Source organism: Nostoc sp. 2RC (assembly GCF_014222165.1).
In the GTDB taxonomy this organism is placed as follows: domain Bacteria; phylum Cyanobacteriota; class Cyanobacteriia; order Cyanobacteriales; family Nostocaceae; genus Nostoc; species Nostoc linckia.
Genome location: NZ_JACKZU010000158.1, coordinates 1 through 18213 on the forward strand (window position 1 = coordinate 1; position 18213 = coordinate 18213).

Consider the following 18213-nt stretch of genomic DNA (forward strand, 5'->3'; position numbering starts at 1 on the left):
CGCTTACCCCATGCCCCATGCCCCATGCCCATCATTTTGCTTTTTCTTTCAGTTTCTCCAACAATTCAATTACATGCTGTTCAAATCCTTGATTGCGTTTTTCAACTGATTCAACAAAAGGTTTATCCAAGAAATTTAATACATTACTACCTAATTGAATACCTAGAGGTTTTAAGTGTCCACCTGCTAGATTTTCTAGAAATTCTTGGGGTGGTTTTTGAAGAATGTTAATAAACCAATTACAGGTTGATTTAGCAATATTATCTGACTTAAAACAAACCAAACCCATGATATTAAATAATTCACTCTCTTGAATTAAATTCTGAGTTTGTTCGATGGTTGGTTTCACACCAAAACCCAGTTTATCAATGATATCTGCTAGAAATTGTGGACGAATGGCGCTAGCTGTATTGGTAATGGCAGGGGCTAATAAAATCGAAACTTGTCCTTTAATAAAGATGCTATTAATTTTAATTTTTCGACCTACATAAGTACAAATTAATTTTTGGACTTCTATAATTTTGTATTTTAGTTCGTCAACTAGGGTGTTAATGTCTGCGATTACATTTTCAATTTCTGACTTATTCGCAGTGGAAGATAGCAAATTGCGAATAAATTTTTCTCTAGCTTCAGGTTGTGGAGGTAAAGCACTAAATCCTTCTAATAGCGAGATATATTTACAACCAAGGCTATGCCCAATCCAAGAAAAGTTTTTATCATCTAAATAAGCTTCATAGTCGTATCCTTCAACAGTTGCCATTCTCACAAGTTCTGGCAGAATTTCGTACTGCTCTCTCATGAGAAAACCAGCTTCTACATAATGATTAAAAGTGAAATTAAACGGCAGAATAATAATTGTATATCCCTGTTCGTATAACGATTGCAGCAGATACCGATAGAAAAACATGGGAAAAAACGTACCAAAGAAAGCCCCCGCAATAAATTGAATCACCCCTTTCGGTTGTGGATGAAGAGCAACCCAACTGTGGGAAACCGGCTTAAATCTCAATTTTAGACTCATATTATCCTTGACTTATTTGTAGGTATATGCTGAATCTACAAATTGAGATTGCTGTTTTTCGGATTTTTTGATAGATGGCTTAAAATTGTTGATTGTTGACGGTTCACAGTCAACAGTCAACAATTTACTCCTCCTTTGCTGTGGTCTCAATGATAAGTCTTTAACCGCACACGATGATGATTAACCTACGCCCTGCTACCTCTGCTGATTTGGATTTGTTACGATACTGGGATGAAAAACCTCATATAATTTCCTCAGATCCTAACGATGACTGGGGTTGGGAAGTGGAACTCGAACGCACTCCCGATTGGAGAGAGCAATTGATTGCTGAAATTGATGGTCGTCCCATCGGATTTATGCAGATTATCGATCCCGCACGTGAGGATAGTCACTATTGGGGTGATGTAGCCGAAGATATTCGCGCCATTGACATTTGGATTGGAGAAGAAACTGATTTGGGCAAAGGCTACGGAACAAAAATGATGCAGCTAGCAATTAGCCGATGTTTTGCAGACTCATCTGTAACAGCCATACTTATCGATCCCCTGGCTAGTAATACTCGCGCCCACCGTTTTTATGAACGTCTTGGCTTTCAATTTCTCGAACATCGAAGATTTGGTGAGGATGAGTGCTTTGTTTATCGCCTTAGCCGAGAAAATTGGCATCATTAGAGCAATTTTGGATTTTAGATTTTGGATTTTGGATTACAGCAGTTTTCATCTATTTGAACCACATCTGTCGTAGGGACGCAAGGCTTTGCGCCCGTACCGCGTGGTCTATTTACCTGAAAATTGCTGTAATAAGTAGATGGACATAAATAAATATAATATGTTCTGTCATTGCGTTCGCGTAGCGTCTCGTAGAGAGCGAAGCGAAGCAATCCCAGAGACTTTGCGATTGCTTCGCTTCGCTCGCAATGACATCTTAGATTTAATCATGACTATCTACTTATCATGTCCGCATAATTTAGTTATGATTCCCCTCCCCGAAGTTCGGGGACTAGATTAAGGGGTGGGGTTTTTCAGGTTTAATAAGTAATCAAGCGGACATGACATGACTATCCGAACTTGATATTAAGGTTGCATCGGTTTACCGCCGAGTGCGAAAACCTTGTTTTCCATTCACTTGGTCAAAGAGGACATCGTATTTATCAAAAAATGCAATTCCAGGATTGACAAATATACTCACTGGTGATTGTGGTGAGATATTCAAATTCCAGCGATTAAATCCGTCACGGTTTCCTGGTGTCAGGCTGTAATCAAAAATGCCATTCATTGCTAGTTTCACGGTATTTGCTGAAGCCAGTACTCCTGGTTTGAGTTTTCCGGCTGTGGAAGCTGACTTGAATTCAGCCAAAGCATTAATAGTTCCAGTATCAGCGATCGCTATGGCATTACAAGAATTTTTTGCGGAACTTCCAGCTAGAGTTAAACAAACTTTGCCCAGCCGAGAGTCCCATTGATTACCAGTTACGCCATTAATTTGCGGCTGTTGACTCCAAGAGGCCATTTTAAAACCTGCTTGATTTTCAGCAGTTAAACCGAGAATCAGACTGCCATTTTTGTTAGTACCACCATTTCCCATGACAATAAATCCGTTACTGAGATTACCTGGTAATTTTCTCAATGGGTTATAGGGAAGTGACTTTTCAGAATAGTTGACACCAATAACACCGGAAAATGGCGCGCCACTTTTTGCCGAACAATTGGGTTTTTGGGCACTACATTGGCGACTGGTAACAATCTGTACGGGGATGGGTTCTGCGGCGGGAATTAAACCAAATCGGACATTAGTGTAAACTAATTCGCCTTCAAGCACAGTACCATCACTTAATACTTCCTTGATGTTTTGGCCTGTTCTGCGGATGGGAGCGTTACCTAAAAACTCTTTGGGGACTCTTAGCCCTGCTGAGCCTGTATCTAATAAAACACGTTTGGGTTGACCATTGGCGATCGCTACTTCCAGAAAATAACCGCGTCCCCGTTGACCCAAGGAAGGTTTTGGATACAAAGGCAAAGATACGGTGTTAAAAGTCGGCTTGCGGGGTGTGTTTTGAGAGATGTCGCGGAATGCTGGATTCGGAAAAAGAGCCGCAAATACCGATTGGCGTTGGGCTGCTGGTTCAGGCGCGATATCCCAAAGACTTTCGTAGTAGAAAAAGCCGATACCTAAACCGCGCTGTTGGGCTGCTACAACCTGAGATTGGATTTGGGCTATGGAAACCGGGCGATTTCGTAACCCCGCCATAATCCCGATACCAGTCGGGATTACTTGTTGAGTTTCTAAAATTTCTGGGCGGGTAATTTGACCGATAAAACTTTCTAAATCATTACGATACACCTGCATAACCAATTCATCGACAATACCCAACCTTACCCAGTTGAGCCAGTCTTGCAGTTGTAGCTTGTAAGCAAAATCATAGTAATTGGGAGCCACAGAAAAGATAGCATTGGGTTTTTCGGCTTTCACACTTTGGTAGAGGTCTACCATAAAGGCACTCATTTTATCAGCCCGCCATTTTATCCATGCTTGGGCTTGGGGATTCGATGGAGGAGGATTGCCAGTTTCTTGAGTATATAGAGCAATTGTGTACTTATCGTAACCAAAATCTACGGGTAAACTCGTATGGTCGTCAAATTGAACGCCATCAGGATTGTATTTCGTAATTACTTCCAACACGAGTTCGCGGATAAAGTTTTGCACTTCTGGGTGAAAGGGATTCAACCAAGCTACTTCACCCGCAGCACTAATTGAAGTTTGGGTTCCATCTTGCTTTTGTGTCAACCAATCTGGATGCTGTGATGCAAGTTCCGAAGTTAAAGGAACCATGAAACCAAATTCAAACCAGGGTATTGCTAGTAACCCTTGGCTGCGCGCTTGGCTAATAATATCTGCAATGACATCTTGTCCCTCTGCTCCCTTGAAGAAAAAAGGAATACCCTTTTTCTGCATAATGGCACTGGGGTATTGTGTATAACCATCATTCCAGACTACGGGATAAACAGTATTAAAATTTAACTTTCGTAGTTGGCTCATGGCAGCTTGCACTTGTGAGCGATTTCGGAAAACACTAAAATCGTTACCACTTAACCACACACCTCGAATTTGTTGACGAGGTATTTGGGCAACAGCAGGAGTAAAACTGTTGAGTTGCAATACTGCAAAGAATGATATTAGACAGAATAATAATGGCAGCAGACGCTTTCTTAAAAGCCACCAAGCCCGATTCAACCACTTGCTGAGACTTAATAGTATCCGTTTGTTTGCAGGTTTAAATAATAAGTTATTTAGAGTCGCATTAATTTCTGTGTTTTTTCTCCAAAAGTGAATTCTCATTACTTTTATTTACTCAACGTCGGTTAATTGGTTACATTTGATTCCATACAAATGTTAAATCGCTATACCAGGAAAACTGATACAGCAATTTAGCGGCAACATAGTTGACGGAGTTATCAGGTTAGTAGTGCCAGATAAGTAAAAATGATGACTGTTGACTGATGACTGTTATTGTTAAATCCATGAATTTCAAACCTCACCAAAGTACTTTTGACGAAAAACTCAGCGCAGGTATTGGGCTGTTCCTTGGATTGCTGTTCATTGGGGGCGGTTTTTGGGTGCGTAACATAGTGGCGCACGAAATTGCAACGCTAAAAGAAACACGGGGTACTGTGGTGGACAGCATCAGTCGTGGTGAGCGCAACAGTGAGAACAATGGCGAAAAAGAAACCTATGCACCACTTATCGAGTTTCTAGCTAACGGTGAACCCACTCGCTTTACAGGTAGTTATGAGTCTTACCGCTCCAGCAACGGCAAGATAGTCGTGGTACGTTACGATCCTAAACAACCGATAAAGACTGCGCGTGTGGTAAATCCGCTTGAGGGTTTAGTACCTTGGGCAATGTTTGGTATGGGTGGATTAACCGTAGTTTTTAGCCTGGGCGCACTGTTGCCTGTACGCTGGTCTTCAGGTATACATGATATTACTAGGAATTAGTGACTTCAAAGTAAAAAAATATTCCATAGAAGACTGTTCACTGTGAACCGTCAACGTTCAACAGTCAACGACCTGAACTGAAATAATTTATTTTTTCAGTTCCCTAAGACTTTTTTGATTTGCGTGGTGATTTTGGTGGCGTTCGGTGTGCGCCAAAGTATTTCTCACTACGGTAGCGCAACCACACCCGCAACACTTGAGGAATTTGTTCTTTTTCTTCCTTGCTCAGGGTATTGTAAAGGGCTAAGGCGCGATCGCGTTCGCCCCGACAAGCGGCATTGTTATGAGCATCCCAATAGCTGCGGGCTACTCGAATCCGCCGACAGACTTCTTTAATCAGCTCATCTTTGCTCAGTGGAGTATCTTGCTTGTTCATACTCAAATGCCAAAGACTATAAATTTATCATGCCATTGTTGAGTGTGAACCGTCAGCAGTCAACAATGAAATATTTTTTACTTCCAAGTCCCTATTTGTACAACCTTTGAAATCTTCACAAGTTTCTCAACTTCTTTTCTTAGTGTGAAGAGTAGATTCATCTTAATCAAAAGACTGTAGGGAAAACGATGCTAATACTAATACTCTATCAACATACGCCTAATTATTTTGGGACATAGGGAATTATCTTGAGAAAATCTCTGTGGTTTAGTCATTGCTGCGGCTGAGAGAGTTTTACAGGTGTCAGAAGATGAACAAGAGAACCTTTGCAACCATAGATGGGAATGAGGCTGTTGCCCAAGTCGTCTATCAACTCAATGAAGTGATTGCCATTTATCCAATTACTCCTTCTTCGCCGATGGCTGAATGGGCAGATGCTTGGGCTAGTGAAGGAAAGTGTAATGTTTGGGGTACTGTTCCTTCGGTGGTGGAGATGCAGAGTGAAGGTGGTGTGGCTGGCGCTGTACATGGTGCTTTGCAAACTGGTTCCCTGACAACTACATTTACAGCATCCCAGGGATTATTGTTAATGATCCCCAATATGTACAAAATTGCTGGAGAACTTACACCTACAGTTTTTCATATTGCGGCGCGATCGCTAGCAACACAAGCCCTCTCAATTTTCGGCGACCACAGTGATGTTATGGCTGCACGTAGCACTGGTTTTGCAATGTTGTGTGCTGCGTCAGTACAAGAGGCGCAGGATTTTGCTTTAATGGCAACACGGGCAACTTTAGAGTCACGAATACCGTTCCTACACTTTTTTGATGGCTTCCGTACCTCCCACGAAATTAACAAAATAGAAACTTTAACAGCCGATGACTTGCGAGAATTCATTCCCGATGAATTAGTATTCGCCCATCGTTTACGCGCCCTCACCCCCGATAAACCAGTTTTGCGCGGTACAACACAAAACCCCGATGTTTACTTCCAAGCAAGGGAAACTGTCAATCCTTACTATTTAGCTTGTGCAGACATCACCGAAAAAGTTATGGATGAATTTGCCCATATGACTGGGCGACAATACCAACTATTTGAATACCACGGTGACCCAACAGCTCAAAGAGTCATTGTACTGATGGGTTCTGGTTGTGAGGCTGTACATGAAACAGTAGATTATCTCAACGCCACTGGCGAAAAAGTGGGGGTTTTAAAAGTACGGCTATATCGCCCATTTGATGCAGTGCGTTTTGTCGCCGCTTTGCCAACAACTACCCGTACCATTGCTGTTCTAGACCGCACCAAAGAACCAGGTGCATCTGGCGAACCATTGTATTTAGATGTAGTTGCTGCTATTCACGAAGTTAATTCCAAATCTCAAATCCCGAATCTCCAATTCATTGTTGGCGGTCGTTATGGTTTATCTTCTAAAGAATTCACGCCAGGAATGATTAAAGCTGTCTTTGATAATCTGGCTACCACCCATCCCAAAAATCATTTCACTATCGGTATTAACGATGATGTCACCCATACCAGTTTGAATTATGACCCGGAATTTAGCATTGAACCAAAGAACATTATCAAAGCTATTTTTTATGGTTTGGGTGCAGATGGTACAGTGAGTGCTAATAAAAATTCTATCAAAATTATTGGTGAAGAAACAGATAATTATGCCCAAGGATATTTTGTATATGACTCTAAAAAATCAGGGTCAGTTACAGTTTCTCATCTGCGTTTTGGTTCGCAATTAATTCGTTCTACTTATTTAATTCATCATGCTAACTTTGTTGCCTGCCATCAATGGGAATTCATCGAAAAATTTCCTATCCTCAAAGATATCATTACAGAGGGAATATTTTTACTAAATTCTCCCTACGCAAATGATGAAATTTGGGAACGACTGCCGCCATTAATCCAAGAGCAAATTATTGAAAAGCATCTGAAATTTTATGTAATTAATGCCTATAAAGTCGCCCGTGAAGCAGGCATGGCAGGGAGAATTAACACAGTCATGCAAGTTTGTTTCTTCGCCTTATCGGGTGTATTACCAAGGGAAGAAGCGATCGCCAAAATCAAAAACTCTATCTGCAAGACTTACGGTAAAAAAGGCGATGAAATCGTACAAATGAACCTCAAAGCCGTAGATACCACCTTAGAAAACCTCTATCCACTCCCTATTCTCCATTCTCCCCTGTCCACTCCCCAACACACTACCTCCTCCCCCTTCCCCATCCTCAATAAAATCATTTGTCGTGAAGGCGACGAACTACCAGTTAGTGCTTTACCGGCAGACGGTACTTATCCCACCGGTACGGCAAAATGGGAAAAGCGTAACATTGCTCAAGAAATACCTGTTTGGGACACAGATGTCTGCATTCAATGTGGGAAATGCGTCATGGTATGCCCCCACAGTGTTATCCGTAGTAAAGTTTACGAACCAGAACAATTAAAAAATGCACCAGCGACATTTAAAAGTGCTAATGCTAAAGACCATGACTGGCAAGGTTTAAAATACACTATCCAAGTGGCAGCAGAAGATTGTACTGGTTGCGGTATTTGCGTAGATGTGTGTCCGGCAAAGAACAAATCAGAACTACGTCGTAAAGCCATCAATATGGCACCGCAAAGACCATTACGCGAACAAGAACGGGAAAATTGGGATTTCTTTTTAAGTATTCCCAATCCCGATAGAAGCCATTTAAAGCTGACTCATATTAACCAACAGCAAATGCAAGAACCATTGTTTGAATTTTCTGGGGCTTGTGCTGGTTGTGGGGAGACACCTTATATTAAATTAGCAACACAATTGTTTGGCGATCGCATGATTGTTGCCAACGCCACTGGTTGTTCTTCCATTTATGGCGGGAATTTACCCACCACCCCCTGGACATACAATAGCGAAGGACGCGGCCCTGCTTGGTCGAATTCCCTATTTGAAGATAACGCCGAATTTGGTCTTGGTTTTCGGATTTCCATTGATAAACAAGCACAATTCGCCGCCGAATTACTCAAACAACTAACAACAGATGTGGGTGAAAACCTAGTAAATAGTATTCTTAATACAGAACAAAAAGACGAAGCTGATATTTGGGAACAGCGAGAAAAAGTAGCACTGTTAAAACAAAAGTTAGATGAAATATTAACTCTAAAAACAGAACCCAATGTAAAATCAAAAATTCAAAATCTCAAATTAATTGCTGATTATTTAGTGAAAAAGAGTGTCTGGATTATTGGTGGTGATGGCTGGGGTTATGATATCGGCTTTGGAGGACTAGATCACGTGTTAGCCAGTGGACGCAACGTCAATATTTTGATTCTCGATACTGAAGTTTATTCCAACACAGGCGGACAAATGTCCAAAGCTACACCCAAAGCAGCTGTAGCCAAATTTGCCACTGGGGGTAAAACTACACTCAAAAAAGACTTGGGTTTAATGGCTATGACTTACGGCAATGTTTATATTGCAAGTGTAGCAATGGGCGCTCGCGACGAACATACCCTCAAAGCATTTTTAGAAGCCGAAGCTTATCCAGGAACATCATTAATTATTGCCTACAGTCATTGTATTGCCCACGGAATCAACATGAGTACAGCAATGCAAAATCAAAAAGCTGCTGTTGATTCCTGTCAATGGTTACTGTATCGATTTAATCCACATCGGATTAAGCAAGGAGAAAATCCCCTGCAAATTGATTCCCACGCACCAAAGTTACCGCTAGAACAATATATGTATTTAGAAAGTCGATTCAAAATGTTAACTCAGAGTAACCAAGATGTGGCACAACAGTTACTCCAAGAAGCTCAAACAGATGTTAAAAAACGTTGGCAAATCTATCAATATTTAGCAACAAAAACTTATTGAACAGAAGATGGGGCAGATTTAAATCGGTATTTATATCTGAGCAGAATATTAAAAAAAATCAATAAAAATAGAGGATTTGAGGATAGAAAAAATACGCCTAGTGTTAATAAAATTTATTTGTGGAGTCAGGAAACAAGGGTAAGAAAAAACTAAACTGAAAAACAGGAGGAATCATCATGGATTTAACTACAACTTATATGGGGATGAAATTGCGATCGCCTCTGGTTCCTTCTGCATCTCCTTTATCTGAAGATATTGATAACATCCAACGTATGGAAGATGCTGGTGCAGCAGCAGTAGTCATGCATTCACTATTTGAAGAACAGTTACGCCTAGAAAGTTATGAACTTCATCATCACCTCACCCAAGGAACTGAAAGTTTTTCTGAAGCCTTAACTTATTTTCCTGATTCAATGAACTTTCGCGTAGGGTCAAAAACTTATTTAGAGCATATTTATGAAACCAAACAAAAGGTAAAGATTCCAATTATTGCTAGTCTCAATGGCTCATCCCTTGGTGGATGGACAAACTATGCCAAACAAATTCAACAAGCAGGAGCAGACGCACTGGAATTAAATATTTACTATGTTCCTACTGATGTAGACTTAACAAGTAATGAAATCGAACAAACTTATATTGATATTCTTCGTGCAGTCAAAGCAGTAGTAACTATCCCCGTAGCAGTGAAACTCAGCCCATACTTCACCAATATGGCAAATATGGCAAAACGTTTAGATAAGGCTGGCGCTAATGCTTTAGTTTTGTTTAACCGTTTTTATCAACCAGATATTAATCTTAATCTGTTGGAAGTTGAACCAAATGTATTATTAAGTACACCACAATCCATGCGCTTACCTCTACGATGGATTGCGATTCTCTATGACCGCATTCATGCTGATTTAGCGGCAACAAGCGGCATTCATAGAGGCGATGATGTCTTAAAAATGCTCATGGCTGGTGCCAAGATTACCATGCTTTGCTCGGTATTACTGCGACATGGAATTAACCACATTCAAGTTATTGAGCAGGAAATACGCGAATGGATGCAAAAACACGAATACGAATCGATAAAGCAAATGCAAGGTAGTATGAGTCAAAAGCATTGCCCAAATCCCACTGCTTTTGAACGTGCCCAATATATGAGGTCTCTTACCACCTATAAACCTGAATGGACAGCCACTCACGACACATCATATTACTTTGGTTAAAAATTTTATAAGTAGCTCGGCGTAAATAAGTGATGGTGGTGTAGTGTTAACACTCAACTGTAAACAGTCAACAACCACCACTGAAATTTTTCACGATTCAAATAGAATTGTTATACTATCCAAATACTTGAGCAACATAGTGAATAGTATGTAATTCGCCACTATGAGAAAGCCGATGACTACATGTGGTGTTTTAATCAATGTAAGTTTCATACTTTAACTAAATTGAGGGTAAAAAAGTGGGAAGTTGTTTTCCCCACTCATGGCACTTGAATACCCTACAATTAGTACCTTTGCTATCTACTCATGGAATCAGTTGAAATACTGAAAAATTTTCTCATGCCCATTAGTTAATTTAGGGAATTTACTGCTCTTGTGGTGCTGGGTTTTGACTATCAGTTGATGTCCTAATTATGCAATTTTTTCGGCTGGGCGTTCTGGATAATTACTGGATGCTTGTCCGCAAATACTAATGGCTAATTTGCTATGTTTTTCAGCATTTTAACTAACTTGATTTTATAAAATTTTGAAATTAGGTTTATTTTTTAAAACCTCTCCCCAGTTCAGAGAAAGGTTTTAAAAATGAGTTTTTAGAATCGATTTAAATGACATTACCTGATTTCTGTACTTGCTATTTCTAAAAGAGTTTTGAGTACAGAATCAGGATTAAGGCTGATGGAATCAATACCTTGTTGAACCAAAAATTCAGCAAATTCTGGATAATCACTGGGTGCTTGGCCGCAAATACCAATTTTGCGTCCGTGCTTTTTAACTGTAGCTATGGCTTTGGCAATCATTAGCTTCACAGCTTCATTGCGTTCATCAAATAAATGGGCTACTAATTCTGAATCTCTATCTACTCCTAATGTTAATTGTGTCAGGTCATTGGAGCCGATTGAAAATCCATCAAAGATTTCACAAAATTCATCTGCCAATTGCACGTTACTGGGCAATTCACACATCACATAAACTTGTAAACCGTTTTCTCCCTGCACTAAACCATTTTTTGCCATTTCTGCTAAGACGCGCCTACCTTCTTGGGGAGTGCGACAAAATGGTACCATTAAAATGACATTAGTTAAACCCATGCGATCGCGCACATTTTTCATCGCTAAACATTCCAAAGCAAAGCCTTGACGATAGCGTTCATCATAGTAGCGAGAAGCACCGCGCCATCCCAACATCGGGTTTTCTTCTTGGGGTTCAAAGGGCTTACCTCCCAAGAGGTTAGCGTATTCGTTAGTTTTGAAATCTGATAGGCGCACAATCACAGGTTTGGGATAAAAAGCCGCTGCGATCGTACCAATACCTTGAGCTAGTTTATCGATAAAGTAGGCGGTTTTATCTTCGTATTGAACAGTTAATTCGGCAATTTGAGATTTAACAAATTCATCTTCTAACTCATGAAAATGAATTAACGCTAATGGATGTGTCTTAATATGATTAGCAATAATAAATTCCATTCTGGCTAATCCCACACCATCATTGGGGATAGCAGCATAACTCAATGCTTCTTCTGGATTACCCACATTCATCATAATTTTAGTAGGAATTTGGGGCAAATTTTCTAATGCTAATTCTTGTATTTCATAGGATAATAAACCTTGGTAAATTCTGCCAGTTTCACCTTCAGCGCAAGAAACTGTAATTTCTTGTCCTGTTTTCAATACAGTAGTTGCATTACCACAACCAACTATGGCCGGAATACCTATTTCTCTAGCGATAATTGCACTATGACAAGTACGGCCGCCTTGGTTGGTGACAATTGCGCTGGCACGTTTCATGATTGGTTCCCAATCAGGATCGGTGCGATTTGTCACTAGCACATCTCCAGTTTGAAACTGGTTAATTTGCTGCACATTCAAAATTACTTTGGCTTTACCTTGTGCAATCATTTCACCCACACTCCGCCCTATAACTAACACCTCACCTTTTTGTTGTAAGTGATAAGTGCGGAGAATATTTTTCGATTTTTGAGATTGTACTGTTTCTGGACGCGCCTGAACGATAAAAAACTCATTGGTAATTCCATCTTTTGCCCATTCGATGTCCATTGGTGTGTGGACACCGCGCACTTGTGAATAATGTTCTTCAATTAAGCAACAGGCTTGGGCTAATTGTAAAATTTCTGCATCGCTAAGGGCATATTTTAGGCGATCGCTTGGCGCAACACGTATATTTTTGGTCAATTTCGAGCCGCCAGTATCGTACACCATCTTGATTTCTTTTGTACCCAAGCGCTTTTCTAAAATGGGCTGATATCCCTGTTTTAATGTCGGTTTAAATACTAAATATTCATCTGGATTCACAGCCCCCTGGACTACATTTTCTCCCAAACCATAGGATGCAGTAATTAATGCTACATCTTGAAACCCTGTTTCAGTATCGATGGAGAACATCACACCAGATGTTGCCAAATCAGAACGCACCATTTTTTGTACCCCTACCGAGAGGGCTATACTAAAGTGGTCAAAGCCCTTAAGTTCGCGGTAAGAAATAGCACGGTCAGTATAAATTGAAGCAAAGCATTTGTGACAAGCTTCTAATACACCTTGCAACCCGTGGACATTGAGGTAAGTTTCTTGCTGTCCTGCAAAACTAGCATCGGGTAAATCTTCTGCTGTGGCACTAGAACGAACTGCCACATCAGTATTAGTACCATATTGTTTTTCTAAGTCTTGATAAGCTTCAGTAATTGCTTGTTGTAATTCTAGTGGAAATGGAGTTTGCAGCATTAAAGCCCGTACTTGTTTGCCAATAGAATGGAGATTGTTAACATCTTCTATATTTAAATCTGCAAATAATTGCCGTAATTTTGGTTCTAAACCTGCCGAAGAGATAAAGTAGTGATAAGCATAAGCTGTAGTGGCAAATCCTGTAGGAATCTTGATGCCTTTAGGTACAAGCTGTTGAATCATTTCTCCCAATGAAGCGTTTTTACCACCCACAAGTGGGATATCTGCAATTCCAACAGCATCTAGTGGTAGTACTAAAGCTTCTTGTTTAGCATTCAAACTTGGTGTTTTTTGAGTAACAAATGTTTCAAGCATGGGAAATTTTCCTTAAATGCATTCTCGCTACTGTTACTCCAGAGGGCTTTGTGTTGCTTTTTGACTCCCTCTTGAGTCTCACACCTTTGGTTATAGGAAGATAATTTGAGGAAGTTGTGAAGTTATCAGCCTATCTGTGATGCAACAGACAATGAAGTTATAGAAGACTAAGGAATTTTTCATGCACTCTTGTGGGGAAAGGGGAAAGGGAAAAGGGGAAAGGGAAAGGGGGAAAGGTTTGGTATTTTCCCTTTCCCCGGTTGGTGAGCTTGTCGAACCATTAACCCCTTCGGGGTTCGCCAGTCGCTCATGGGGGAAACCCCCAAGACCTCGCTGGCTCACCTTTTCCCCACTTCTCTTAGAAGTTTAATCATCTGATTATTTAGCAACGCCGATTTTTGGTATCGGGGCGTAAGTCCTAAAATAGCTACATATAGACGTTAAGGAGAGAATTATCTGTACCTGAGGGTTGTTGCAATTTGCTGTAAATCTAGCTCTTGCTAGATGTTTTAATTTGATTAAAAGTTGTAATCTACTATCTTAGGACTATGCTTTTGCATAAATTAAGCTTTTTGGCAATTTTGCGTTAGTCCTGTATGTATTGCACCGAGAGATTGACTTGTGGATGGTATATTAGAACGATCGCACGAATTAAAGCAAGCCTTAGTTGATTTTGTCCTCGACGCAGAAGGCGAACTCGCACAAGCACTGGAAACTTACGCAGCCGCACAGTTGCGCCGTGGTAGTGGCGATAGTACTCAGCAGGACTTAATCATTGATAGCTTTATCACAGAAGGAAAAGTCGGCGAACACTCACCATTAGAGTTGTTTATCCAAAGCCATCCAGATTTAGACGAAAGCGATCGCAACTTAATCGACAGTTGGCATCGTAGTTTTATTGGCTTATTTGCCATTAGTAATATCCTACCTGATGGCTTTGAATTAACCAACTGGTTAACAGATAAACGCTATATTGTCAAGCCAAATAATCCTCAAATATTACAAACAATATCTCGTTTGAAAGTCGGAGAAATTTTACTAACTCGTATTTCTCCTGTTACCGATAGCTATTGGATATTTTCTGGCCCTTACACACTCATGGGTAAATTGGGTAAACCAAAACTTGCTGTAGCAATTGGTAATTTCAAAGAAAATTATAAAAGTCATCTTTATAGCGATGCTCCGGAATTGCTAGAAGAAGCTTGGCGATCGGTAGCACAATATCATCAGCAATTTATCGATTTTTTTGGTACTGATGAAATTACATTACCAGGTTACCAACTGAATAAAAAAATAGCTGAATTCCAAGAAATCATTACTGAAAAAAGCTTGGCAGCAGCCGGAATCGATACTTCTAAATCCCTGGCGGAAGTTGCAGAAGAAGCTGGCATTGACGATGAAGAAATCAAAGCAGCGGCCGCAGAATTGGGGGCTGATTCCAACGCCGTTTCTCAGATATTTAACAACAAAAAGGGCAATAGTAAAATGGTGATGCCCAAAGTGGATTTACCGCCTGAACTCAAGAAAGCAGAACAGGTTACGGCTCTTTCTCATCCCCGTTGGGGGCAAATGTTTTTACCTACATATACTAAGGTACAAACCATTTTATCAGCGCAGGATTGGCAAAGTGTTGAAGGTGCCCACAAACTAATTCGCTTCTACCTTGAAGATAAAAGTATTAATGCCTTTGTTTGGCATCGATTAGCGCAACAATATCCAACTCAATTAGAAAATGTTTTGCAAACAATTCTAGAACGTCCAGAGTTTCGCCTGGAAAGTGATTTAGATACTGTTTTGCAAGAATTCAATAAACCCATTGAGCCAGAGTTACCAGAAATTGCCAGTGTTCCTATACATCTGCATAATTTATTTCAAGAAGCTTTAGCAGAAGTGAATAAATCTAAGCCGAAGAGTAAGGGACAGCAAAAGCCAGCCAAGGGTTTTCAAAGAAGTTAGGAGTCAGGAGTCAGAATTCAGAAGTCAGAAGTCAGAAGTCAGAAGTCAGAAGTCAGAATTCAGAAGTCAGAAGTCAGGAGTCAGAATTCAGGAGTCAGAATTCAGGAGTCAGAAGTCAGAATTCAGAAGTCAGAATTCAGAAGTCAGAAGTCAGAAGTCAGAATTCAGAATTCAGGAGTCAGAATTCAGAATTCGCAATTCAGGAGGACTTACGCAAAAATAACGTAATTTTGTCATTATGAGCGAAGGGTCTCCTAGAATTGTTTACAGCGCTTTTCATCTATTTGAACCACAATTACTGGTAGGGGCGAACAACCTTATCCTACGGGAAGGCAAAGTCTATGCTCTTACAAAGTGGTTTATTTACCTAAAAATTACTGTAACATCAAGCAAACTGACGGAGTGAATTAAGAAGTGCGATCGCTTTTGGAGGAATGGCTGTAAACCGAATCAAAAAAAGCTGGTTTTCAACATCAATTTGTTTTATTACCTTGGCATAAATATGTTCTTCTTCTGTAGTTGATTCTGGTTCAATTAATAATTTGAGTTTGAGATTACTTAAGGGTTCTAAGAAATATAAAGATTGTAATTGCGCTGCTTTTTCTGAAAGACAAACTAAAGCTCCTGTAAATACTATTCCACCTGCTTGCTTTCCTTGTAGAATGCTATATTCTACAGGCAATTCCTGATTTAAGCTGACCATTGATTCATCATCTTCAGGTAAGAACAAGTTATATTCACCACCAATCCCACGAACATCAAAAATTGTCACTGGGTCTTTGATGCCTTTAGGTTTTATTTGTAAATCTCCAGCAATTTTGAGGTCAATTTTGGCATCTTGAGAGGTATTTTCGGAAATCAAAATCTGTCCGCCTACTGTATAAGTTTCAATTCGGGCAGCTAAATTTACATGACTGCCGATAACTGTGTATTGAGCGCGTTTTTGAGAACCAATATTTCCTGCGACAACTTCCCCTGTATTAATTCCGATTCCCATTTCCAAGATGGGAAAATTCATTTGTTGATTTTGTTTGTTAACTTGTTCCATTGCTAATTGCATGGCAATAGCACAGGCGATAGCTCTTTGGGAATCATCTTGGCGACGAATTGGCGCACCAAATATGACAAAAATTCCATCGCCCATAAACTCATTAATCGTACCTTTGTACTGATTAATTACATCCGTCATTGTTCCTAGATAAAGATTGAGAATTCTCACTACTTCCTCAGGCGGTAATTGTTCAGAAATAGCGGAAAATCCTCTTAAATCAGACACCAAAACAGTAACTTTTCTACGTTCTCCTCCTAGTTTTAACCCAGAAGGAGTTTCCAGAATATTAGCGACTATTTCATCAGTGAGATAACGACCAAGAGTTTTTCGCATTTGGGCAGAACCTTGGGCGATATACTGAGTCACTGCAATGGCAGAACCTCCTAATGCCAACACTGAAGGAACAACGGGAATCCACCAACTAGAAAGAAATGCCAAAAAGCTACCAACTAATAAACCGCCAGCCGCCAGACCCACAACTAGAAAAATTTTCTGGTTATTGCTGTGACGTTGTACCCAACATAAAATCGCGCCAATGGTTGACCAACAAAAAATCAATAGCCATTCTATGGGTTCCGGTAAAGTCTTAATTTCTGGACGACCATCCAAAGCCGCACTTAAAATTTGACTAATTAAATTAGCATGAATTGTAATACCTGCCATACGTTCTGGCTCAGTAAGTACATTGCTGCTATAAGGGGTATAGAATAAATCTTTTAAACTTTCCGCCGTTGCCCCAATCAATACTACCTTACCCCGCATCAAGTCTTTTGGAATGCGTTTGTTTTGTACATCTGTCAGAGAAATTTTGAGAAATTTTTGTATTCTTCCTCGATAATTTAAAAGTACTTGATAACTTCCTGCATCCGCTCGCACATAACCTCCATCATTGGCTTCAAAAATCGGGAAAATACCACGATTTAACTGCAAAAAATTAGAATTATTGGCTGCTGGCTTGGGAATAATACCTTCAGGTTTTAAGTACAATAAAGCTAATTTCAAAGCAAAACTTTCCAGAACATCATCGTTCTTTAAATTTAGGTAAAGCAAACCTCGACGAATTTTTCCATCTCCATCTAAAGGCAAATCATTTGCTCCAATTTGATGGCGTTGTTTGAGAACTGGAGATGCATCCACCGAAGAACTATCAAAACTATCAGAAATTTTTTGTACGCCAATCAAATTTGGAGTAGATTCAAACACTTTAACTAAAGCTTGATGACCGGGATTTACAGGTAAATCGCGATAAATATCTAAACCGATCGCTCTCGGTTGTTGTTGTTTAATATTCTCTAACACACTAGCAAGCGCCGCATCCGTCATTGGCCACTGTCCTTGCTTGCGGATATCTGACTCATTAATTTCAACTATCACAATACGAGTATCAACTGGCTCTGGTGGACGGAGGAGAAAAAATTGATCCAGTGCAGCCAATTCTAATAATTGCAGTAATCCAGTTAACCGTAATCCAATCACCAGAATTGTAATATTAGGAACTGCAAATAAAACACCCCGCCATTGCCAAATTCGCGGTTTGAGATTTTTCCACATAATTATTGAGTAGAAGGTGGGGTAGGGGGGATAAGGAGGATGAGGGAGACAAGGGAGAATAATTCTTAAGTAGGCCGATGTAAATAATTATTGTTGGGATAAGGCAGGGGGCAGGGAGCAGGGAGCAGGGGGAGAAAGAGTTT

At 40.1% G+C, this 18213-nt stretch carries 10 protein-coding genes; 5 read left to right on the forward strand and 5 right to left on the reverse strand.

The window, feature by feature from the left end; all coding sequences use genetic code 11:
* Positions 1-31: 31 nt before the first annotated feature.
* The gene (locus tag GNE10_RS18270) at positions 32-1021 is read right to left on the reverse strand and encodes a DUF1350 family protein (RefSeq protein WP_185566403.1); all 990 of its coding nucleotides are present in this window, start codon (positions 1019-1021) and stop codon (positions 32-34) included.
* Positions 1022-1194: 173 nt separating this feature from the next.
* Here GNE10_RS18270 and GNE10_RS18275 point away from each other — a divergent pair, with 173 nt between their 5' ends.
* Positions 1195-1692 carry a GNAT family N-acetyltransferase gene (locus GNE10_RS18275; protein WP_242062018.1) on the forward strand — a complete coding sequence of 166 codons (498 nt, stop codon included), beginning with the start codon at positions 1195-1197 and terminating at the stop codon, positions 1690-1692.
* A 418-nt stretch (positions 1693-2110) separates the two neighbouring features.
* Here the strand turns inward: GNE10_RS18275 and GNE10_RS18280 are convergent, their stop codons facing one another.
* Positions 2111-4357, reverse strand: coding sequence for a glycoside hydrolase family 10 protein (locus GNE10_RS18280; protein WP_185566404.1), 2247 nt, complete (start codon positions 4355-4357; stop codon positions 2111-2113).
* 161 nt (positions 4358-4518) lie between these two features.
* On the opposite strand from GNE10_RS18280, the gene GNE10_RS18285 reads away from it, so the two are divergent.
* Positions 4519-5016: a DUF3592 domain-containing protein gene (locus tag GNE10_RS18285; protein WP_242062017.1), complete on the forward strand. Its 498-nt coding sequence runs from the start codon at positions 4519-4521 to the stop codon at positions 5014-5016.
* 103 nt (positions 5017-5119) lie between these two features.
* Here GNE10_RS18285 and GNE10_RS18290 read toward each other — a convergent pair whose 3' ends face one another.
* Positions 5120-5392: a Precorrin-3B methylase gene (locus GNE10_RS18290; RefSeq protein WP_185566405.1), complete on the reverse strand. Its 273-nt coding sequence runs from the start codon at positions 5390-5392 to the stop codon at positions 5120-5122.
* A 310-nt stretch (positions 5393-5702) separates the two neighbouring features.
* Here GNE10_RS18290 and nifJ point away from each other — a divergent pair, with 310 nt between their 5' ends.
* A complete protein-coding gene (gene nifJ / locus GNE10_RS18295) occupies positions 5703-9254 on the forward strand; it encodes a pyruvate:ferredoxin (flavodoxin) oxidoreductase (RefSeq protein ID WP_185566406.1) in 3552 nt (1183 codons plus the stop codon).
* Between the two features lie 176 nt (positions 9255-9430).
* Entirely contained in the window at positions 9431-10462 is a 1032-nt protein-coding gene (locus GNE10_RS18300) for a dihydroorotate dehydrogenase-like protein (protein ID WP_185566407.1), read from the forward strand.
* A 611-nt stretch (positions 10463-11073) separates the two neighbouring features.
* Here the strand turns inward: GNE10_RS18300 and ppsA are convergent.
* Entirely contained in the window at positions 11074-13512 is a 2439-nt protein-coding gene (gene ppsA, locus GNE10_RS18305; protein WP_185566408.1) for a phosphoenolpyruvate synthase, read from the reverse strand.
* Between the two features lie 621 nt (positions 13513-14133).
* On the opposite strand from ppsA, the gene GNE10_RS18310 reads away from it, so the two are divergent.
* Positions 14134-15468 (forward strand): hypothetical protein, encoded by a 1335-nt coding sequence (locus GNE10_RS18310; protein ID WP_185566409.1) that lies wholly within the window; start codon positions 14134-14136, stop codon positions 15466-15468.
* Positions 15469-15853: 385 nt separating this feature from the next.
* On the opposite strand, the gene GNE10_RS18315 is transcribed toward GNE10_RS18310, so the two are convergent.
* Positions 15854-18070, reverse strand: coding sequence for a CHASE2 domain-containing protein (locus tag GNE10_RS18315; RefSeq protein WP_185566410.1), 2217 nt, complete (start codon positions 18068-18070; stop codon positions 15854-15856).
* Positions 18071-18213 lie beyond the last annotated feature (143 nt).